General features: G+C 36.7%; 15 protein-coding genes. 8 read left to right on the forward strand and 7 right to left on the reverse strand.

The window, feature by feature from the left end:
• Window positions 1-21: 21 nt before the first annotated feature.
• From KBP50_RS03500 to KBP50_RS03510, 3 genes are all read left to right on the forward strand, one after another.
• Window positions 22-198, forward strand: coding sequence for a gamma-type small acid-soluble spore protein (locus KBP50_RS03500; protein ID WP_050350009.1), 177 nt, complete (start codon window positions 22-24; stop codon window positions 196-198).
• A gap of 911 nt (window positions 199-1109) precedes the next feature.
• On the forward strand, window positions 1110-1637 hold the full coding sequence (ntdP, locus tag KBP50_RS03505) for a nucleoside tri-diphosphate phosphatase (RefSeq protein WP_050350010.1): 528 nt from the start codon (window positions 1110-1112) through the stop codon (window positions 1635-1637).
• 357 nt (window positions 1638-1994) lie between these two features.
• Window positions 1995-3749, forward strand: a complete 1755-nt coding sequence (locus KBP50_RS03510; protein WP_050350011.1) for an ABC transporter ATP-binding protein — start codon at window positions 1995-1997, stop codon at window positions 3747-3749.
• 53 nt (window positions 3750-3802) lie between these two features.
• Here the strand turns inward: KBP50_RS03510 and KBP50_RS03515 are convergent, their stop codons facing one another.
• The 6 genes from KBP50_RS03515 to KBP50_RS03540 form a co-directional block, all read right to left on the reverse strand.
• Window positions 3803-4048: a hypothetical protein gene (locus KBP50_RS03515; protein ID WP_050350012.1), complete on the reverse strand. Its 246-nt coding sequence runs from the start codon at window positions 4046-4048 to the stop codon at window positions 3803-3805.
• Window positions 4049-4179: 131 nt separating this feature from the next.
• Window positions 4180-5475 (reverse strand): glutamate-1-semialdehyde 2,1-aminomutase, encoded by a 1296-nt coding sequence (locus tag KBP50_RS03520; RefSeq protein WP_050350013.1) that lies wholly within the window; start codon window positions 5473-5475, stop codon window positions 4180-4182.
• Between the two features lie 282 nt (window positions 5476-5757).
• Window positions 5758-7680 (reverse strand): ABC transporter permease, encoded by a 1923-nt coding sequence (locus tag KBP50_RS03525; protein WP_050350014.1) that lies wholly within the window; start codon window positions 7678-7680, stop codon window positions 5758-5760.
• Window positions 7655-8431, reverse strand: coding sequence for an ABC transporter ATP-binding protein (locus KBP50_RS03530; RefSeq protein WP_050350015.1), 777 nt, complete (start codon window positions 8429-8431; stop codon window positions 7655-7657). The genes KBP50_RS03525 and KBP50_RS03530 overlap by 26 nt, the downstream gene beginning before the upstream one ends.
• Window positions 8432-8573: 142 nt before the next feature.
• Window positions 8574-9575: a sensor histidine kinase gene (locus KBP50_RS03535; protein WP_050350016.1), complete on the reverse strand. Its 1002-nt coding sequence runs from the start codon at window positions 9573-9575 to the stop codon at window positions 8574-8576.
• The gene (locus KBP50_RS03540; RefSeq protein WP_050350017.1) at window positions 9572-10273 is read right to left on the reverse strand and encodes a response regulator transcription factor; all 702 of its coding nucleotides are present in this window, start codon (window positions 10271-10273) and stop codon (window positions 9572-9574) included. Before KBP50_RS03540 ends, KBP50_RS03535 begins: the two co-directional genes overlap by 4 nt.
• Before the next feature lie 471 nt (window positions 10274-10744).
• Here KBP50_RS03540 and KBP50_RS03545 point away from each other — a divergent pair, with 471 nt between their 5' ends.
• The 5 genes from KBP50_RS03545 to perR all read left to right on the forward strand — a co-directional run bounded on the left by KBP50_RS03545 (window position 10745) and on the right by perR (window position 20331).
• On the forward strand, window positions 10745-11170 hold the full coding sequence (locus KBP50_RS03545) for a potassium channel family protein (protein ID WP_050350018.1): 426 nt from the start codon (window positions 10745-10747) through the stop codon (window positions 11168-11170).
• Window positions 11171-11226: 56 nt separating this feature from the next.
• Complete coding sequence (gene bcp, locus KBP50_RS03550) at window positions 11227-11694, forward strand: thioredoxin-dependent thiol peroxidase (RefSeq protein WP_050350019.1); 468 nt, start codon at window positions 11227-11229, stop codon at window positions 11692-11694.
• A gap of 933 nt (window positions 11695-12627) precedes the next feature.
• Window positions 12628-18678, forward strand: coding sequence for a discoidin domain-containing protein (locus KBP50_RS03555; RefSeq protein ID WP_076362083.1), 6051 nt, complete (start codon window positions 12628-12630; stop codon window positions 18676-18678).
• A 422-nt stretch (window positions 18679-19100) separates the two neighbouring features.
• On the forward strand, window positions 19101-19649 hold the full coding sequence (locus KBP50_RS03560) for a cob(I)yrinic acid a,c-diamide adenosyltransferase (protein WP_050350020.1): 549 nt from the start codon (window positions 19101-19103) through the stop codon (window positions 19647-19649).
• A 223-nt stretch (window positions 19650-19872) separates the two neighbouring features.
• Window positions 19873-20331 carry a peroxide-responsive transcriptional repressor PerR gene (perR, locus tag KBP50_RS03565; protein ID WP_050350021.1) on the forward strand — a complete coding sequence of 153 codons (459 nt, stop codon included), beginning with the start codon at window positions 19873-19875 and terminating at the stop codon, window positions 20329-20331.
• A gap of 323 nt (window positions 20332-20654) precedes the next feature.
• Here the strand turns inward: perR and KBP50_RS03570 are convergent, their stop codons facing one another.
• Window positions 20655-21047 (reverse strand): YgzB family protein, encoded by a 393-nt coding sequence (locus tag KBP50_RS03570; RefSeq protein WP_050350022.1) that lies wholly within the window; start codon window positions 21045-21047, stop codon window positions 20655-20657.
• Between the last annotated feature and the right edge of the window lie 1042 nt (window positions 21048-22089).

The following is a 22089-nucleotide window of genomic DNA, read 5'->3' on the forward strand; positions in this document are numbered from 1 at the left end:
ATTATTGCGGAGGTGATATTGATGGCTAAAAAACAACCGAACCAAACTACTTCTGGTACAAACATTCAAAAGGTTAAGCAACAGAATCAACAAGCCGCTCAAGGGCAAGGCCAGTACGGTACAGAATACGGTGCCGAACAAACCAATGCTCAGGAAGTAAGAAAGCAAAACCAAAAATCTCAGCAAAACAAACAGTAACTGTATACCCCCAATTATGCAGTAGATTATCCCAATAGCCGTTAAGGCTTTTGGGATAATCTTTTTTTACACTATAGGAAAGTATAAGATTTTTTTGGTTTATAGTATAAGAAAAACAAAGGCTTCCGCCATAAGACTTGGCGACAAGCCAAGTTTTTCTAAAAGAATAAGAAAGCATTCCTGTAATAGCAAAATGAGGTACTTGGGGATAACGAAATAACCGAATAGCCACGTCCGGCGCAAGCGCCAGCAACGATGCGACTTTAGAAATGCTCCCTACGATAAGACCTCATCGGTTCGTCCCTAAGAGGAAGGCCGACTAAAAACGGGCTTGCCGCTCAGGCGTCGGCATACCCCTGTTTTTAGTGGCATGATTCCTTTATCTTTAGTTTATTCGTTCCATTCGCTACGTTGCTAAACGGGCGCTTGCACCTTTGTTCGTGAGAAAAATAACAAGTGAACACTGTGCAGAAGCTGCCCTTTGCCTCCAGGTCAGCTTAAGAAGTCTGCTGCGGAAAGCGACGTTTATATTTACTACGAGTTCAGAAACGAAGATTCTTTAAAAATTTATCCCGTATATAAGGTGTTGTAAGACTCTCACTTCGGGAGTTGGATAATCAGTATTTAAGTGGAGATAACAGCACTTAAATGACTGCTTCGTTCAGAGGCCTTTAGGTCATGCCGTTGTGGTACTAACAAGCCGTGGGGGAATGAATGAAAACCTCCATTGATTGAAGATTCACTTTATGGTCCAATTGGCGTAATAGCTGAAAAAACCACAAGGTGCGAGTAGCTTATGTAAATATTTGACCCACGCTGTGAAAATGAATTACTTTATATTTCTATCCATTACCATTATAATAATATGCATGATTCGTCATGGAGGTATAGGTAAAAGAAAGGGAGATTAAATGGTTGCTCCGAGCCCAGGAACTAATGTACAAATACAAAGTTATAAGCATAGTGGACAGCTGCATCGTATGTGGAAAAGCAGTCTTGTCTTAAAAGGGACTGAAACCGTTGTTATCGGAGCAAATGATCGTACAGAAGTGAGAGAACATGATGGTAGAACATGGATTACGAGAGAACCAGCTATTTGTTATTTCCATGCAGAATACTGGTTTAACGTAATTGGTATGCTCCGAACAGATGGTATTCACTACTATTGTAATATGAGTTCTCCATTTATATATGAAGATCGTGCCATTAAATATATCGATTATGATTTAGATGTAAAAGTGAACCCGGATATGACATATATTTTATTGGATGAGGACGAGTATGATCAACATCGTCAAAAAATGCAATATCCTAGCAAGCTGGATTATATTCTACAGCAACAATTAAATATTCTATTAGGGTGGATAAGGCAAAAACAAGGACCGTTTTCCCCTGGATTTGTCGATGAATGGTACGAGCGTTACTTAACGTATAGATAATTTTAACTTGTGAGAGAACAAAAATGAATGATTACAACCTTGTTACAATCTGTAGCAAGGCTTTTCTTTGAAGACTAAGGTGTTCAAGCAAACGACATAACAGCTACTTAGTAAATTGCAGTGAATACTTACAGCGAATGATTTTCTTATTTATCCCTAATAAGGTGCTGTAAGACTCCAGCTTCAGGTGTAGGATAATCTGTATTGCAACAAGTCTAAGTGGGAGATAACAGCACGTAAATACCCTACTTCGTAAGAGACCTTTAGGTTATACCATTACGGTACTAACAATCAGTGAGGTGTGGATGAAAACTAACTGATTGAAGATTCAATTTATAGAAAAAGGACGTTTTCCGTATGAGTTCAATCAAGCAGTACATGCATTTTGTAAAGCCATATAAGTGGAAAATCTTTTGGACTGTTTTAGTAGGGATCCTGAAATTTGGTATCCCATTATTAATGCCATTAATTTTAAAGTTTGTAATTGATAATATTATCGGAAATGAAGCGCTTAGCCAGACGGAAAAAACAACGCAGCTAGTGTGGCTGATGGGGGCTGCTTTTATCATTTTTCTTGTTTTACGACCACCAATTGAATATATTCGACAATATTTAGCGCAGTGGGTTGGCAACAAGGTACTTTTCGATATTCGGGATCGTTTATTTGACCACTTACAACGTTTAAGCTTGAAATTCTATTCTAAAACGAAAACGGGCGAAATTATTTCCCGGGTAATACATGATGTCGAACAAACGAAGACTTTTGTTATTACAGGTTTAATGAATATTTGGTTAGACCTTATTACCATATTGATTGCGATTGGAATTATGTTGTCGATGGATATCGAATTAACGATTGTAGCAATTATTTTATTTCCATTGTTTGGTTTTTCGATTAAATATTTTTATGGCAGGCTACGCAAGCTCACACGTAAACGGTCACAAGCTCTAGCGGAAGTTCAGGGTCATCTGCATGAACGAGTACAAGGGATGCCGGTAACGAGAAGCTTTGCTCTGGAAGAATATGAACAAGAGCAATTCAACAAAAGAAACAGTAACTTTCTCACAAGGGCACTTGAGCATACGAATTGGAATGCCAAAACCTTTGCAGTAACGAATACAATAACTGATTTGGCTCCGTTGCTAGTGATAGCATATGCAGGCTATCAGGTTATTCACGGTACTCTGACGATGGGAACCATGGTTGCTTTTGTCGGTTATATGGAACGTGTTTATAGTCCATTACGACGACTAATTAATTCGTCGACAACACTTGTTCAGTCAATCGCGTCAATAGACCGTGTATTTGAGCTAATGAATGAAAAATATGATATTCAAGATCAGCCTGATGCCATTAAAGTAAAAGACTTACATGGTGAAGTGATTTTTGAAGATGTTTACTTTCAATATGAAGATGATGAGAATACTGTGCTAAAGGGTGTTTCCTTGCATGTGAAAGCAGGGGAAACGATAGCGCTTGTTGGGATGAGTGGTGGTGGGAAATCAACCCTTGTAAGTCTAATCCCGCGCTTTTATGATGTCACAAGCGGAACGATCAAAGTGGACGGAATTGATGTTCGTCATATGCAGGCACGCTCATTACGAGATCAGATTGGGATGGTACTACAGGATAATACACTATTTAGTGAATCAATTGCGATGAATATTCGCATGGGTAAACCCCACGCTACAGATGAAGAAGTGATGGAAGCCGCCAAGGCGGCGAATGCTCATGCGTTTATTCAGCAGCTGCCATATGGATATGATACACTTGTTGGTGAGCGCGGTGTGAAACTGTCAGGAGGACAGAAACAGCGGATTGCGATTGCCCGCGTTTTCTTGAAAAATCCCCCTATGCTTATTTTTGATGAAGCAACGTCAGCACTTGATTTAGAAAGCGAGCACACCATTCAGGAAGCAGTGGAAAAATTAGCTTCCAATCGAACAACATTTATCGTTGCTCACCGTCTAGCTACGATCACACACGCGGATCGAATTGTAGTCATGGAGGATGGGGAAATAAAAGAGGTTGGTAGACATGATGAGTTAATGCGACAGCAAGGTATTTATTATAATCTATATCAAGTGCAGCATCTAGATACTACGGTTTAAAACAATAAGAGCCTGAAAAAGGGGACACGATTGCCATTGTGTCTCCTGTTTTTTCAAGCCCGGTATTGTGCAAATTGAATAAACGTCTTTTCATCTTCAATGATACCACAAGCTGCGCACTGAATTTTATAATCTGGTCCTTGGTACTTCATATGAAATGCTTCTACTTGATTTGTTTCGTACGACTCAACAATTTCCCCAGTTTGCGCATTCAATTTAATAGGGTGTGCTACTTGATCAATTCTATTAAATCTTGTTTTATTTGTTTTGCAATTCGGACAACAATATGGCGCTTGCATGATTACCCTCCTGTTTTAAACTGTTAGTTCTAGTTTTCTTTGAAAGACGTAAAAATATGCATGTGCATATAAAAAGGACTGTTCGTAAAACGTAAAAGCGTCACGAACAGTCCTTGTTTTCAATACACGTATTATTTTAGTTGCATTTGTTGAAATGCTTTTTCGACAGCATGAATGGTGTCGTCTATATCTTGCTCTGTATGAGCAATTGTCAAGAACCAAGCTTCATATTTGGAAGGAGCTAAATTAATTCCTTGCTCAAGCATCAGACGGAAAAACGTGGCAAAACTTTCCCCATCACTAGCCTCAGCCTGATCATAATTCGTGATTTCCCCTTCACCAAAATAAACAGTTAATGCTCCACAAAGCCGATTTACAGAAAGTGGGATTTCATATTGACGTGCTTTTTCTAAAATCCCTGCTTCCAACTTTTTACCAAGTTGATCTAATTTTTCATAAAGCCCTTCTTCCTGCAACACTTCTAGACATGCGATTCCGGCTGCCATGGAAGCTGGATTCCCAGCCATCGTTCCAGCTTGATAAGCGGGGCCAAGTGGAGCAACTTGTTCCATAATATCTTTTTTACCACCATATGCTCCAATTGGGAGGCCACCACCGATAATTTTCCCCATCGCTGTCATATCAGGTTCAACGTCATATAATTGCTGGGCGCTGCCGTATGTAAAGCGAAAAGCTGTAATGACTTCATCATAAATAACGAGTGCGCCAGCTTGATGTGTAAGCTCGTTCACAGCTTGCAGGAATCCTTCCTTTGGTTCTACAATTCCGAAATTGCCGACGATTGGCTCAACCAAAACTGCTGCTATTTGATCTTCCCAAATATCCAAGGCTTGTTTTAATGCTTCGATGTTATTAAAAGGAACAGTGATTACATCTTGTGCTACGGACTCAGGGATACCAGCAGAATCAGGTGTACCAAGAGTAGCTGGACCAGATCCTGCTTCGACTAGCACGGCGTCAAAATGACCGTGGTAGCAACCAGCGAACTTGATGATTTTGGTACGGTTCGTATAAGCACGAGCAACGCGAACAGTTGTCATGACTGCTTCTGTACCTGAGTTTACAAAACGGACTTTTTCCAATGAGGGAATGGACTGTTTCAGCATTTTAGCAAATTCATTTTCTAGTTTGGTTGGTGTTCCATATAATACGCCATTTGTAGCTGCATGCGAGATTGCTTTAGCAATATGTGGATGGGCATGTCCGGTAATAATCGGTCCATATGCGCCTAGATAATCAATATATTTATTGCCATCGACGTCCCAAAAATAAGCTCCTTCTGCCCGTTCCATATAAACGGGGGCACCACCGCCCACAGCCTTATAAGCACGTGAAGGCGAATTTACTCCTCCGACAATATGCTCTAATGCTTCCCGGTGAAGCGCTTCTGATGTTGAAAAATCCATATTTATTTCCTCCTAATTATTGGTGTGTTCAAAAAGTTGTTGAGACATATTCGGTTGTTATTAACTCCATTACATAAGGAATAGCCAAAATCGAGACAATGCGTTTACAAAAAACTATCTTTCTGAACACCGTGACGAAATTTTATCGCCATATCTTATCCTAATTTTCTACAAGGCTAAAAATTTGAATTGTATTCAGCAGTCTAGAGGTTTCACGGCTTTTCAGTAACCCTAAGACAAAAACGTTAAGTAAACACCTTCGTGTAACAAATAGCAAAGCTGTTACAAAGTAGAGGCGCGCCATGTTTTTTTGAGCTTAGAAAGATAAAAGTTACGGATAAAGATAAAATTGATAAAATGAACGATAAAATAAAACGAAATAATGTAGACGCTTGGTATGAAAACAGATGACACGAGCATATTTTGCAACGCTTTATATGCAAAACCAGCATGAATAACGGCTACTAAAAATGGCAGGAAGAAGAGAAACGCCAACTGTCTGGTAGCAATTTGCCTCATCTCTTTATCCGTTAAGCCAATTCGATAGAGCGAATAATAATGTGCTACATCATTATCGATACCTTGATACATGCGAAAATAGAGAATCGACCCAGCAGCTAAAAAGAATAGGACACTAATAAATATACCAAAAAAGAACAGGTACGACATCGTTTTTTTAAAACTTGTGTACATGCCTGCCTTAGAATCTGGAAAGATATTAGGGCTTGTTACAGCAGCTTCTGCTTTTTCAATTTCATCAATATGCTGTATCCAATTTGGAATATGAGCTGTATAATAAAAAAACTGCTTCCCAGACTGTTTGAATTTAGTGAATACAGCATCCGGTACAATAAGTGCATTGGTCGCCAATATCGTTGCATTGATCGTATTTTTACCAGTTTTTATTTCAAGTTCTGTTTGATTTTTTCCAGAATTAAACCGTAATTTATTTGGTATTTGTGGTATATATGAACTTAAAATTGGTTGAGTAAGTAACAGTGCTTGATCATCCTCTATAGGTGAGGGTGGCTCTTGATCGTTTACTTCCATCATTTTTTGGTAATTTGAATAACTAAATGCAATTAGCTCCACATTATCCCAGTATGGAGAACTGGATACAGATGTTGTTTTTATAGCAGGTACCTTTAGTGACTGAAATGGTGTATTTGTCTCATGAAAGATCGTTTCGACTTGTTTTATACTTTCAATAAAAGTTTGTTTATTTTCTTCTCCTTCAGCGACAAGCGAGAAGTCATGAGGAACAAAACGTTCTGTCTCATCTTCAATGCTTTGAAAAAAGCCGTATAGCACACCAGAAGACGTAAAGGCAACCGCACTTAAAATGGTAACCATAGAAAGTAACCTAGCGTTATCCTTTAATTTATAGGTCAAATCGGAAATAATTAATAAATTTAAATGCTTATAAAAAATGCCCTTCCTTCGCTGTAGAAAGCTGGTTAAAGCGATACTAAACTGCGTAAATAAAAAATATGTTCCAGGAATAATAAGCGCTAAAATAATGAACATCCGGTACATTATGGAAATCATATCGGACGTATACGCTAAATAATAAGAATAGACCACAGCAGCTAGCGCAAGAATACTTAATATCCAGGAAAAGCGTGGTTTTTTCCTTGGTGCTTTTGCTCCACGGAAAACTTCCATGATAGACTTCGTTCGCAGCGTAAACACGACAAGCAGTGAATTGACTTCAAACATGATAAAGAATAGGAGCACTGTAATAGCAATGGCCTTCCAGGATAAATAAAATGAAAAAACTTCGCCCGTTCCCAAAATGAAAGAAAAAATCATTAAGAAAAGCTTCGTGAATAAAGCACCTACTAAAATACCTGCAAAAATGGATGCCAGACCGATGATCGTATTTTCCAAAATTAGCATTCGATTTAGCTGAAGTTTACTAATTCCTAATGTCGTTAAGATACCATATTCTTTTTTGCGGGATTTAATAAAAGCTGCTGTAGAATACAGCACAAATAAAAAAGAAAACAGATAGATAATAATTTCAGAGACGATGATCCCTAATTTTACGGCATCAATAAAGTCATATGTTGCTATTTGGGGATGAAAAATAACGACCGTATACATAAAAAAGACGATCACTGCAAACATACAACTTAAAAAGTAACTCAAATATGCACGTGTATTTCGTTTTACATTATTAAAAGCGAACTGTCTGAAGGTCATGGATATTTCCTCCTAATAATGACTGCATATTTAAGATGTCTTCAAAGAAGCTTTGCCGATTATCACCTTGATGAATCTCGTTATACAATTTACCATCTTTAATAAAAATGACTCTTTGGCAAAAGCTGGCTGCAAACGGATCATGTGTCACCATTAGAGTTGCTGTTTGATAATGTTTTTGCAGATGACTAAGCGTGTTCATCACTTGCAGGGATGCTTTGGAGTCCAGATTCCCAGTTGGCTCATCTGCAAATATAATAGACGGGTTATGGATAAGCGCTCTAGCTATTGCGGCTCGTTGCATTTGACCTCCAGATACTTCCATAATTCGTTTGTCTATAATGTCATTAATCTCCAATTGCTTGGTGATGAGGAGCAGCTTGTGGGTCATGTCTTTCACCTTTATTTTGTTTAAGGTCAATGGTAGTAAAATGTTTTCCCCGATGGTTAATGTTTCCAGTAAATTAAAGTCCTGAAAAACAAAGCCCATTTCTTTCCTTCTAAATTTTGCTAATTGGTGGCGAGAAAAAGACGTGACTGTTTTTCCATTGATGATGACTTTTCCTGAACTTGGTTTATCAATCGTAGATAATAAATTTAATAATGTCGTTTTACCACTGCCAGAAGGTCCCATAATACCAATAAATTCACCTTGCTTAACAGCAAGATTGAATTGATGCAATGCCTCATAAGAAATTCCACGTTTGCTACCGTACGTTTTGGACAAATTATTTGCTTCTAGTACATGCATTTCTACTCCTCCTTGTTGGTAGCTTTTGGTATACAAATTGATTGCTAATTTAACAATGCTATCCCCTATTATAAAGGAAAAACTAAGGTATCCTATTGGTTTTTCTTTCAGATTTGGGCATTAATCTTACAACTCTGTAAGTTTAATGCTGCTGAAAGTGGATGGATACTGTTGTTCCTTTTCCCTCTTCGGAAGAAATGGTTAATTCATGACCAAGTTCGATACAAACTTGTTTGGATAAATAAAGTCCCATCCCTGTTGATTCACGAAATTTTCTTCCGTTTTTGCCAGTGAAAAAAGGATCGAAAACTCTGTTAATGTCTTCTCGAGGTATCCCATAGCCTGTATCGGTAATTTGTAATGTAAGTTTATGATCGAATACTTTTGTACGAAAATAAATTTTTGCAGATTCCGGTTTTGAATATTTAATCGCGTTAGAAACTGCTTGATTGATTACAAATCGCAACCATTTGGAATCTGTTGTTACGATATAGTTTTGCGGGATTTCGAGTTCGGGATATACTTGATTACGAATAAAACTGGATTTAAATTCTTGAATAACCTCTTTAACTAGTGCCCTTAATTCAATTTGCTGTACTTGAAAATCTCGGTCAAATTTTTGTAAGCGGGATTGGTATAAAGCTAAATCTAAGCCTTGCTGCATCCGCTCTAACTCTTCATGCATATTATGCAAGAAACCCTGAGGTAACTGCAATTTTTCTTTTTGCAATGTTAAATGCATCACAGAAACGGGTGTTTTCATTTGATGGACCCATTGTTGAATAAAATGAAACTCCATTTGCTTTTGTTGTTTTAAACGTTCAATTTCTTCGGCATAGCGACTCGTTTGTGTATCATGTTGCTGTTTAATATTTGTCAATAACTGAGTAGGTGGGTCTGGGAGCCAGGTTACATTTTCTTTATCTTGATGAATCGTAACATAGTAATCACGTAATCGATAATAGCGATAAGCTAAAAATAGCAGTAAACCAAACGTTAACAAGATAAATAAATACGTAATTAAATCCCAGCCCATCGGCACAGATTTAATCCCATAGAATAGCTGAACGATAAATATGAAAACCAATAATTGGGCGTAAAAGAACAGCACTGTCGGAATACTATCTTTCAGAAAGTCTTTCATTGCCGTTCACTCCATGTATCAACCATTTTGTATCCTGCGCCACGAACGGTTTGAATGCTTTGACTAACACCAATATCTTCTAGCTTTTTACGCACCCGAGTAATATTGACAGATAATGTATTGTCATCCACAAAATGTTCGTCATCCCATAGCATTTCCAATAGATAAGTCCTAGATAATACTTGATTCAAATGCTCCATAAATGCCTTCAGCAAAATAAATTCATTCTTCGTAAGTAAGGCTCTGGTCTCATTCAGACTAACTTCCATTGCAGTTAGATGAAGGAATAGACCGTGAATTTCTATGCTATCAGCTGGTGTACTTGTGGCATATTCCCCATAGATTCTACGCATAATCCCTTTTATTTTTGCTTGAACAACATCAAAGTTAAACGGCTTTGTAATGTAATCATCCCCGCCGTTCTCTATTGCCATAACTTGATCCATTCCTGAATCCCGTGCGGAAATAAAGATTATCGGGCAGTTGGATATGCTGCGAATTTTTCGGCACCAATAAAATCCGTCATAGCTAGGCAGATTTATATCGAGTAAGACAAGATGTGGATCGAAGCTTGAAAACTCTTCTAATATATGGTCAAATTCTTGAACGAGCTCAATATCATATTCGTATTTTTCCAGATAATCTTTTAATAAATCAGCGATTTTTTTGTCATCTTCTATAAGATATATTTTTTTCAATAGATACACCTTCCTTTACACTTTCACTGAAGACTATAGACCAGAGCTTATCACCATTTAGCTCAACTGACGATGACTTGATTGATAATTCCATCGACTTACCTCGTCTATACAAGCTTCTATATTATTTTACTCTATCTCTTTTAGAATTTGAACTCCCCACCATTTATCCCATATATAAGTTGCTGGAAGATTCCTTACTTAAGTTGAATAATCTGTGCAGCAACAAGTCTAAGTGGAAGATAGCAGCACCTAAATGGCCTATTTCATAAGAGGCTTTTAGGTCATACCCAGGGCGGTACTAACAAGCCGTGGGGATGAATGAAAAACCCCGCTGATTAAAAATTCACTTGATCAACCTTCAGATCTGATTGAAGCGGGGGGATATCTCGCATAGATAAATAAATGACAAGCCTTCTTAACCATTTGCATAAACTCGTAATAGTATGTATGAAATGGAGAGATAGTGCTATGATAGCATGGGTGCTTGTTGGTTGTGTAATCTTTGTCATGGGGAGGAGCTTAGTTGATTTTATTTATGCTGGGAAAATGCAGCTTTATATGAGGCGAAGCGGGTTTTCTTTAGAATTTTTTTATATGCTTTTGCTTATTTATGGGATTGTTATCATCGGGTTTGGTTTAATTTATTTCGTCCTCTCCATGCAAAATATGGTTCTTGTTGAAAATGGAGAATTGAGACAAGGAGGGGTACTTGACTCCATTGGACACGCCGTTTATTTTAGCGGAGTAACGATGTTAACGATTGGTTATGGCGATATAACCCCTGTTGGTATAGGAAGATTCATTGCCCTCATCCAGGCTTTAATTGGTTATATTTTACCTACTGCTTTTGTACTCAGGCTCGTACAACATCAAGATCAGAGCAGGGATCAATGAATAGACGAGTAAATGTATGATATAGTAGAAGCTGAACATAGGATGGAGGGATAATGATGACTGTACAAGTTGGAGAAAAAGTAGCAGATTTTACGTTACCAAACCAGGATGGCGAATTAGTAAGCTTATCTGATTTTAAAGGCAAGCATGTTGTTTTATATTTTTACCCGAAAGATATGACACCAGGCTGTACAACAGAGGCTTGTGACTTCCGTGATGCGCATGAGAGCTTCAAAGATCTGGATGCTGTGATTATTGGTATAAGCCCGGATCCAGTAGCATCACATCAAAAGTTTATTGATAAACATGATCTACCATTTTTGCTGCTGGCTGACGAAGAAAAACAAGTAGCGGAGCAATTTGACGTTTGGAAGCTAAAGAAAAATTTTGGCCGAGAGTACTATGGGATCGAACGTTCAACATTTATTATAGATAAAGAAGGCGTTCTACAAAAGGAGTTTCGTAAAGTAAAAGTGAAAGGGCATGTGGAAGCTGCACTTGAATTTATTCGTGAGCAATTGTAAGTGTCTGATTAAAAAGGACAAACAGACGTATGGCTGTACTCGGTCTATCATGTCATTTTTCTCTATCAAATAAGGGCGTCTTGGATGTCTCGTGTATTGACTGGCAGCTTATAGCTTATGGTGCACGAAGAGGAAAGAGATTATCTATTTCCACATTAGTTGAAATTTTTGACGTGGGTTTTAAGGTTACACAGGTAATCCTTATCCCAGACGTAAGTATAGTAAAAGACTTCACTTTAATTTAACGCTCATGAGAAGAGTTGACACATAATATAAAATTGTGATAACGTTAACGTAATAAAATATAGGTATCATGTGACTAACTTGATTAGGCATGGTGGTTTTAATAACGGGTGTGTACTTCCGTTATTGCCACCATGCCTTTTTACTTTTTAGACTTTATACTAGAAAGTGTGGCTCTCCACTTATGGAATAAAAGAGGCTCGATACTAAGTGTGGTAGTGTCTCTTATTAGAATAAGATGGTAGATCGTATGTTAATAAGTAGACAATCCTTCTCTTTTGATAACTTTGAGTTGTTCGACAAAGGAAAGAGATGGAAAGGAAAGGCGATACTCGAGTACGTATCGTAAGGTTGATATATCATTATTCAAATAGTTTATGAATAAATGAATATGCCTATAAATGATATCGGTTTCATGCTGCTTATTTTCTCTACGGCATCGGTTTTCAATTTAAATAGATTAGAAGGTATTGTGCCTATATTAACATTCAAGCAAACTCATCAAGGAGGTGAGAAAAGCGCTTTCTTAATTATAAGTAACTTGAAAACCAAAATTATTTAATGAAAGTGAGGGATATCTTTCTAGTGAAAAATAGTATTAGGTATTATTGATTCTTTCAATTCGACTATAAAAAATGGTCTTATAGTAGGTCCTATGGTTAAAAGTAATATGGAGGTAGGAGGATAAAGATGCGAACAAAAAGATTTTATTTTAGTATAATTAGCATTCTGTTTTTAGTCTTAAATATGTTTTCAGGAATAGTAGTAGCAGCTGAAGAAAATACACCTGTGACGTTTAAAAATGCAGAAGACGCCCTAAATTACATTGAAGCGTATAAGCCGAAAATTTCTAGTGATGGGAATTCAATTATACTGCCAGAAATACCGGATAAGAATTATGAAGTTACATTATATGGGTCAGATAATAAACAAATCATTGATATGAATCTTAATTATTATCAGCCGATTATGGATATGAAGGTTAATATTTTATATAAGGTTGCCAATAAAAATGATCGTTCTGATGTAGCTGTGTCAGCTAACGACATCCCAATAAACGTTAAAGGACAATATGAGAAAGAAGAAGGGGATAACTCTGTTCCTAACGTAATTCCAGGTCTCCGGGAATGGAAGGGCTACCAAGGCGAGTTCACTCTCTTAGAGGATTCCAAAATAGTAATAGATTCTGCTAATGCGGATGCACTTATAGGGGTTGCAACTACTATTCAAGGTTATATCCAAGAAATGGTTGGTAAAAAGTTAAATATTCACAAGGGTTCTAAAGCTGCTAAAGGCGATATTTACCTAACATTAAACCGTGCACAAGAGCATTTGGGTAAAGAGGGTTATACGTTAAATATAAAGGATAATATTGAAATTAGTGCACCTGAAATGAAAGGGATTCAGTATGGAGGAATTTCTCTTACACAAATCCTTTATCAATCAAAAAATCAAAATACAATACCAAAAGGATATGCGAGAGATTATCCAAAATATGAAGTTCGTTCTGGAATGCTTGATGTAGGAAGAATGTTTATACCTTTAGAAAAAGTTCAAGAAATGGCAGAGTATATGTCGTGGTTTAAGTTAAATGAATTACAAATGCATATTAACGATTACTGGGCATCCGCTGATTATCATGGATTCCGAGTAGAAAGTAAAAAATACCCAGAAATAAATGCGAAAGATGGTTATTACCCACAAGATGAATATATTGCTTTCCAAAAAGAGATGAAAAAACATGGAATCGATGTTGTTACAGAGATTGATACACCGTACCATGCTGAGAGCTTTAGAGCAGTTAATCCGGATATGATGTTGAAAAAAGGTGCTTTGGATATAACAACACCGGAAAAGCGTAAGTTGGTTTATCCATTCATCGAATCTCTGATGGATGAGTTTTTAGGTGAAAGTCCCAATGATAAAAATCGCGTAGTTCAAAGTGACAAATTTCATATTGGTACAGATGAATATGATAAAAAATATTCTGAAGAAATGAGAGCGTATACGGACCACTTTATCAAGTATGTAAACAATAAAGGATATGAAACGAGGTTATGGGGGTCACTTGGAAAAAATGGTTTTGATGGTGATACACCAGTAAGTAGTGATGCAACGATGAATATTTGGGCAACTCACTGGTCAGATGTAAACGAGATGTATGATATGGGATTCGATATAATTAATACAACTGGTACTGATTTATATATTGTTCCAATTGGAAATGCTGGTTACCCGGACTATTTAGATATTAAAGATAAATACGACAAATGGGAGGTGAATAAATTCAGGCCAAAATCATCAGGTGGAATAGGAGGAGCAACCATGCCGTTTGCTCATCCGCAAACTAAAGGTGCTGAATTTGCCTTGTGGAATGATGTAACATCATTTTCTGGCGGCTTATCAAGTTTTGACATTTTTGATCGGCTAAAGGATGCGGTTATGCTCGTGTCTGAAAAAACTTGGTACGGCGAAAAAACAGAAGGCCAGACTTCTGGAGAATTTATGGAACGGGTAGGTGCGGTTGAAAACGAAATTCCTATGTCCAATCCTGCCAGATTTATAAGATCAAATTCCGAAATTGTAGCAAAATACGATTTTAATTCCGTTGAAAACAACGTTGTAAAAGATTTATCTGGAAATGATTATAATGCGAAAATCAACGGCGGTACTATCGTTGATAATGGGAATGGAAAGGCGCTGCAATTAGATGGTAATGGATATCTTGAATTACCATTTGATTCTATAGGTTACCCATATAGTGTATCATTTGATATTAAACTAGATAAGGATTCACTTGAAAACGCAACCCTTTTTTCTGGTGATGAAGGGAATTTTTATCTCGACATTGACGGAACTGGAAAATTAGGCTATGAAAGAAACGAGAAAACATCTGAAGGAAGTAAATATAAGTTTGAAAACTATAAATTTAAGCATGATTATTCCTTAGAAGAAAATAAGTGGCAGAATATCATAATAACAGGAAATAATCGAGAAACAACTCTATATATTGATGGAAAGAAAGTTTCAACATCAACTCAAATTAATAAATTAGAGGGACGTACAGGTGATTCGTCAACCTTTGTCCTACCTCTTGAAAAAATAGGTAACGGCATAAAGGGAACGATAGATAACTTCATAATAACGAATAATAAGTTAGAAAATAGTTTGCAAGAAAATATTGCTTACCAGCAAAAGGTAACAGCTTCTTCTGAATATGATAGTTCTCAAGCAGCCTCCTTTATAACGGATGGTAATTTTGGAACAAGATGGGGTTCAAAGTACAACTATGATACGGAAGAGGAAAAAGATAATCAGTGGATAATGATTGAATTAGATGAAATATATGATTTGAGTACCGTTAAAGTTTTTTGGGAAAAGGCAAGGGCAAATAAATATGATCTTCAAGTATCAGAAGATGGAAAAAACTTTAAAACCGTATACTCCTATAATGATAAGACGAGGAGTCAAATCGATACCATTAATTTGCAGGATGTAAAGGCTAAATATGTAAAAATAGTTATGTCGGAAAGAGCATCCAAATATGGCTACAGTATTTTTGAAGTAGAAATATACGGTAACCTAGATTTGAAAACAAGTGGTCAAAAGCTAGTAGAGCAAGTTGAAAAACTGTTGGGTTCTATACTAACTGATGCTGGGGATCAAAATGCAAGAAGTGAATTAATTGCGGCTAAAGATGAATTAAAATCATATTTGTCAGAAAAAAACTTAGATATTATCACATATGATAGATTGGCTGGGAAGGTAAAGGAAAAGCTTAAAAAGTTTAAAAAAACGGTAGACCAACCTAGGAATTTAGCTTATAAGCAAAAGGCAACGGCATCTTCCCAATATAATGACTCTCACAAAGCAGCAAATATTATAGATGGAGATTATGCAACAAGGTGGGGTTCTCAGTACAAAGTTGGTCCTGAAGAGAGAGATAATCAATGGATAATGGTTGAATTAGATGATGAGAAACAATTTGATACTGTAAAAATGGAGTGGGAACAAGCTAGAGCAAGCGAGTATGAAATATTTGTTTCTAAAGATGAAAAAGATTTTGAAAAGGTATATTCTTATTCCGATCATTCACCAAAAGGAAATCGGGATATTATTCATTTAAAAGATACGACAGCTAAATATGTAAAAATTTCTTTAACCAAACCAACTACCAAATATGGCTATAGTATGTTTGAGTTGGAGATTTACGATTACTCTAAAGTGAATAAGCTTAAGCGGGAAGGACAAAAGTTATTAAAAGAAATACCTAAAGAATCGGTCGGGAAAAGTGAACGAGAAGAATTAGTTAATGCGCTAAAAAAATGGGATTCTTTTGTTTCAGCAAGAGATAAAGCTGCAATTAGCTATCACCAGACATTAAAATTATTAAATCATACAATTGGTAATTTTAAAGCGTCTATTGTTCCTGTAACAAGCATAACTCTAGATAAAGAAAATATAGAATTAAAAGTTAATGAAGAAATTCAATTACATGCAAAAGTTGAACCTCAACATGCAGCAAATAAAGAGGTTAAATGGAGTAGTAGTAATGAAAAGGTTGCAACAGTTAATAGTGATGGTGTGGTTACGGGTATTACTAGTGGAAATGCCACCATTACAGCTCAAACTGTAAGCGGTGGACATAAGGCAACTAGTAGCGTTACGGTTAAAGAAATGGTCCACAAAGAAGAACTTAAAAGTATAATTGATGATTCGCTACAGAGAGAGGAATCCAACTATACAGAAGCTAGCTGGAAAGTTTTTGCTCAAGCATTAGAAGAAGCAAAGAACGTCTTAGCCGATGAAAAAGCAACCCAGGATGAAGTAGATAAAGCAGCTAAAGCGTTAACGAAAGCTATAGAACAGTTAGAGCAAAAAGTGGATAAATCGATCTTGGAAGAAGTGATAGTGGAGGCAGAAACTAAAACGGAATCCAACTATACAGAAGCTAGCTGGAAAGTCTTTGCTCAAGCATTAGAAGAAGCAAAGAACGTCTTAGCCGATGAAAAAGCAACCCAGGATGAAGTAGATAAAGCAGCTGAAGCGTTAACGAAAGCTATAGAACAGTTAGAGCAAAAAGTGGATAAATCGATCTTGGAAGAAGTGATAGTGGAGGCAGAAACTAAAACGGAATCCAACTATACAGAAGCTAGCTGGAAATTTTTTACCCAAGCATTAGAAGAAGCAAAGAACGTCTTAGCCGATGAAAAAGCAACCCAGGATGAAGTAGACGATGTTTTTGCAGCCTTGACTAAAGCAATGGATCAACTTACAGAGAAAGTAGATAAATCAGTGTTAGAAGAAATCATAGAAGAAGCTGAAGTTAAGAAAGAAATAAATTATACGGAAGAAAGTTGGAAAACCTTTGTCGCAGCGCTAGAAGAAGCAAAGGCTGTATTGGATAATGAAGAAGCAACTCAAGAATTAGTAGCTGAAGCCATTGCATCATTGACTAACGCTATGGAGTCATTAGAAGTTAAGCCTGGGATAGTGGATAAATCGAAATTAGAATTCGCTGTGAAGCAGGCGGATACTAAAGACAAATCGAAATACACGGAAGATAGCTGGGAGACTTTTGTACAAGCACTAGATATCGCCAAGAAGATTCTGGATGATGAGGAAGTCACCCAGAATGCAGTGGACGAAACTTTTAAAGCTCTAACGAAAGCAATGGATCAACTTGAAGAGAAAGTAGACAAATCAGCGTTAGAAGAAGTTATAGAAGAGGCAGGGACTAAGAGAGAAACGAACTATACAGAAACCAGTTGGAAGCACTTTGTTCAAGCGTTAGAAGAAGCGCAAAACGTCTTAGCTAACGAAGAATCCACCCAAAATGAAGTAGATAAAGCTTTTGAAACATTAATAAGGGCAATGGAACAACTAGAAGAAAAAGCTGACAAATTAGCTTTAGAGAAAGTCGTAGTAGAGGCTGAAGCTAAGAAAGAAGCGAACTATACAGAAGACAGTTGGAAATCCTTTAGTTTAATGTTGGAAGAAGCAAAGAATATTTTAGAAGATAAGGGAGCTACTCAAGGCGAAGTAGATAAAGCTGTTAAAAACTTAAAAGAAGCAATTAAAGGTCTAAAAGAAAAACAAGATGCAGTTGAAGTAGATAAGTCAGACTTAAAAGAAGTGGTGAACAAAGCAAGCAAGAAAGATGAGTCAAACTATACTGAGGAAAGCTGGAAAGTCCTAGTCGGAGCTTTAGAACAAGCACACAAAATTCTAAACAATGAAGAAGCCACCCAAAATGAAGTGGATGCAGCCGTTAAATCCTTAATGAATGCGATTAAAGGTTTAGAAGAAGTGAAAGTAGACAAATCAGCCTTAGAAAAAGCTATATCTAAAGCAAAGAAGAAAAATAAGTCGGATTACACTGCAAATAGCTGGAAGGTATTTACTCAAGCTTTAAAAGAAGCTCAGGATGTAATAGCGGATAAAGAAGTAACACAGGAAGAAGTCGACCAAGCACTTAACAACCTAGAGAAAGCAATTTCAGATTTGACGCAGCAAACCGATCATACTGGTTCCGAAGCAAATAATGACCCTAATACAACTGATGGCACGAAAGGTACAGAAGGAACGAAAAATGCAAAGAATCCACAAAGTTCTCAGGAGAGGTCTAAATTACCAAATACAGCAACAAATATCTTTAGTTTTATATTAATTGGTTCATTGATTTTAGCATTTGGATTATTGCTTTTCTTCCTTAAGCGGAAAAGTAATCAAAATGAATAATATGTAATTAAGGGGGCTGACCTGAAAGACCAATGGTTTGGTGGTCTTTTAGGTCCCCTTTTGTGTAACAGGGAACGGATACCGGGTTCTGTATTATGATTTAATCTTTAAGAGGTGTGATCTTCTGAAGCGGCACGGTTAAACGATTTTTATTTTATTGCTCGTTATAAGCAAACATCGGTTTTTATGCTATGCTTCTTTTGCCCCCATATTAGTGGTATTAAGCTTCCCTTTACTAGCGAATCGAATATATTCACTGTTTAAAACGATAATGTATGGAATTCCATATTCTTTTGTAAGGCTGATAATCGATTTCGGTTATCGACTTGTTGCATAGAAAACTTCATGGTATGGTTACGATTATATGTTGGAATTTGGGAAAACTATTCGTGTAACTTAAAATGAAGTGAGGAGGTAGATGCATGCGAATATATACTCGTTCTGGGGATAAAGGAAAAACTTCGCTAATATACGGAGAACGAGTAAATAAGAACGATCTTCGTGTCGAGGCATATGGAACTTGTGATGAGGTGAATTCCATGATTGGTTTGGCAATAAGTTTTTTGGAAGAAAAGTCATTTCCTAAAAAAACAACTTTCATTCAAGAACTTATTAGTGTACAAACATTGCTGTTTTATGTTGGCTCAGAGCTTTCCACACCAGCAGATAAAGAAGTTCCTTGGCAACTAAAAGAAGAGCATATTCAAACATTAGAAAAGCAAATTGATCATTGGGATGAGCAGCTAGAGCAGTTAACAAATTTTATTTTACCCTCCGGCGTCCAAGCAGCATCAGCCGTACATGTCGCAAGAACAGTAACGAGAAGAGCAGAACGTCTAGCAGTAGCTATTGAAGGTGTAAATCCATTAGCCATTGCTTTTCTTAATCGGTTATCGGATTATTTATTTGTCGCTGCACGATATATTAACCAATCACTTAAAGGAGAAGAACGTTCCCTACATATGACGTAATTCGAAAATGACTTAAACTAGAGTTATTCTAGTTAAAAATGGAATTAATTTCCTTAAGAAATGGTTTTCATTATTATGATATAGTACTTTACAATGAAAATCATTTTAAAATAATAAATAGTGTGCTATTATTGACAGAATGCGGTTGTAGGGATTAAACTAATTATAAAGATTATAATTTAAGAATGAATTATTTTTGTATAAACTATTGAAAGCGAGGTGGATGAGGGTGTCTGAAAACAGATTGCAAGAGGCTATTAATACATTGAAAGCTTCAGGCGTCCGTATCACTCCACAACGACATGCAGTTCTTGAGTATTTACTCAATTCGATGGTTCATCCTACAGCTGATGATATTTATAAAGCTCTTGAGGGTAAATTTCCAAATATGAGTGTAGCAACTGTTTATAATAATTTACGTGTTTTGCGTGAAGTAGGCTTAGTAAGAGAATTAACGTATGGCGACTCTTCAAGCAGATTTGATTGTAATACTTCAGATCATTACCATATTATTTGTAACTCATGTGGAAAAATTGTTGACTTTCATTATCCTTCATTAGATGAAGTGGAGGCATTAGCTGAACAGGTAACTGGTTTTAAAGTCAGTCACCACCGCATGGAATTGTATGGTGAATGTGAAGAATGTCAAAAGGAAGCAAAAAACAAACAAAAAAGTGGTTAATCATTGAAATCTCTATTGTGACTGCAATGGAGATTTTTCATCCTGGCGCCTGAGTTCAAGGTGGGGAAGTTTTGAGTACCGTTTGTACAGGATGTACTGATATCTACGCCTGTCACAAGGACGTGGGCAGTTTGTACGAGCATTAGTATGGGCTTCCTCGAAACCCATTCTCATGCAAGGAAAGGATATCCCTTTTTCAAGAGATGTAGGAGCAAGATAATGCAAAAATTCGATGTATCTATTTTAGTGCACTTGTTAAACAATCTCTTAAATGGAGCCTATCAAAACCATTGATGTAGTGGGAAGATCCACTACATCAATGGTTATTTTTTATTTTGATTCTCTTCCGACTTCTTTGTTTTGCTATAACGTCTTGTGTTGTATTTTTCATCAAATTCTTTTCCTTCTAGATCTTTATCTAGGGTTAGCGGTTGTTTACAATGCATACAAGCGTCAACGCGTCCAAGCATCTTCGTTGGTTTTTCACAGCTGGGACACATGATTGGTACAGCTTTTAGCGATAAGGTCCCAATCCAAAGATAAACAACACAACTTAATATAACCATTAAAACACCTAGAATAAAAAAGGTAACCATTAACCAAGGAATTTTTTTGGTTAGTATTCCCCCATACATAAGAAGAATCCCGGCAAATATAAGAATCAATGCAAAGGATCTAATTTTATTAATTTTGCTTGAATAAACGATTTGTGCCATGTTAATCCCCCTAATCCTTCAATAGGTAGTATAGCATATATTTATATAAAGTGAATCTTCAATCAGTAAGTGAGTCTACTATCTCTCGCTGATGTTTAGTTGTTCAAAGGGATGGGCTAAAGAGATTTTTAATAGACTTGGATATTTATCCCGTATATAAGGTGCTGTAAGGCTTAGGAGTTGGATCTGTACTGCAACATTTTAAGTTGGAGATAACAGTACCTAAATACTCTATTTCGTAAGAGGACATTAGCTCAACCATTACGTTACTAACCATCAGTAAGGAGGGATGAACCCCCCAATAGATGAAGATTCACTGTTATAAGCAATTGAATCTTCCGTTTTACCCCGTATTTTTTTCGCCTCTAAGTACTAAGTAAAAGCTTTACTAATGATAATATTTGAGCTGAACAAAGGCGGGGGCGCCCGTTTAGCAACGTAGCGAATGGAACAAATCAACGAAAGATAAAGGAATCATGCCACTAAAAAGGGGGTATGCCGACGTCTGGGCGGCAAGCCCGTTTTTAGTCGGCCTTCCTCTAGCGATGAACCGATGAGGCCTTATCGTAGGGCGCATTTCGTGAAGTCGCACCGTTGCTGGGCTCATGCGCCGGACTTGGCTATTCGGTTATTTCGTATCCATAAGCACCTCATTTTATAGTTTCTTATCTTATAAAAAAGGATTTTACCCTTTTACAGCGAATGTAATATAATACGACAATTTATGCAAATCATTGTGTAAATCTTTGTCAATTGTCCATGCAACCCATTGACAATCTTTCGTTTTGATTATAAAAATACAGAAGTAGCTTACAAATAGCAAAATGAAAAAATATCCCGCATATAAATTGCTGTTAGACTCCTACTTCAAGATATGAGATTCACACTACAACAATTCTTAAGTTGGAGCTAGTCAATTTAGTAAGAGACTTTTAGGTTATACTTAAGTAGTACTTTCAATCAGTAGTGGATAAAAGAAAACCCTCTGATTACTTGCAAAATTTATCATGTTTTTACAATAGAGCGAAATGAAAATGGAGGA

The sequence above is a fragment of the Virgibacillus pantothenticus genome (genome assembly GCF_018075365.1).
In the GTDB taxonomy this organism is placed as follows: domain Bacteria; phylum Bacillota; class Bacilli; order Bacillales; family Amphibacillaceae; genus Virgibacillus; species Virgibacillus pantothenticus.

Excerpts from the sequence above, each read along its gene's own strand:
- KBP50_RS03525 (WP_050350014.1), bottom strand. The coding sequence starts at position 7,680 with ATGACCTTCAGACAGTTCGCTTTTAATAATGTAAAACGAAATACACGT.
- KBP50_RS03535 (WP_050350016.1), bottom strand. The coding sequence starts at position 9,575 with ATGAAAGACTTTCTGAAAGATAGTATTCCGACAGTGCTGTTCTTTTAC.
- KBP50_RS03515 (WP_050350012.1), bottom strand. The coding sequence starts at position 4,048 with ATGCAAGCGCCATATTGTTGTCCGAATTGCAAAACAAATAAAACAAGA.
- KBP50_RS03530 (WP_050350015.1), bottom strand. The coding sequence starts at position 8,431 with ATGCATGTACTAGAAGCAAATAATTTGTCCAAAACGTACGGTAGCAAA.
- KBP50_RS03510 (WP_050350011.1), top strand. The coding sequence starts at position 1,995 with ATGAGTTCAATCAAGCAGTACATGCATTTTGTAAAGCCATATAAGTGG.
- bcp (WP_050350019.1), top strand. The coding sequence starts at position 11,227 with ATGACTGTACAAGTTGGAGAAAAAGTAGCAGATTTTACGTTACCAAAC.
- KBP50_RS03570 (WP_050350022.1), bottom strand. The coding sequence starts at position 21,047 with ATGGCACAAATCGTTTATTCAAGCAAAATTAATAAAATTAGATCCTTT.
- KBP50_RS03545 (WP_050350018.1), top strand. The coding sequence starts at position 10,745 with ATGATAGCATGGGTGCTTGTTGGTTGTGTAATCTTTGTCATGGGGAGG.
- KBP50_RS03500 (WP_050350009.1), top strand. The coding sequence starts at position 22 with ATGGCTAAAAAACAACCGAACCAAACTACTTCTGGTACAAACATTCAA.
- KBP50_RS03555 (WP_076362083.1), top strand. The coding sequence starts at position 12,628 with ATGCGAACAAAAAGATTTTATTTTAGTATAATTAGCATTCTGTTTTTA.
- perR (WP_050350021.1), top strand. The coding sequence starts at position 19,873 with ATGAGGGTGTCTGAAAACAGATTGCAAGAGGCTATTAATACATTGAAA.
- KBP50_RS03520 (WP_050350013.1), bottom strand. The coding sequence starts at position 5,475 with ATGGATTTTTCAACATCAGAAGCGCTTCACCGGGAAGCATTAGAGCAT.
- ntdP (WP_050350010.1), top strand. The coding sequence starts at position 1,110 with ATGGTTGCTCCGAGCCCAGGAACTAATGTACAAATACAAAGTTATAAG.
- KBP50_RS03560 (WP_050350020.1), top strand. The coding sequence starts at position 19,101 with ATGCGAATATATACTCGTTCTGGGGATAAAGGAAAAACTTCGCTAATA.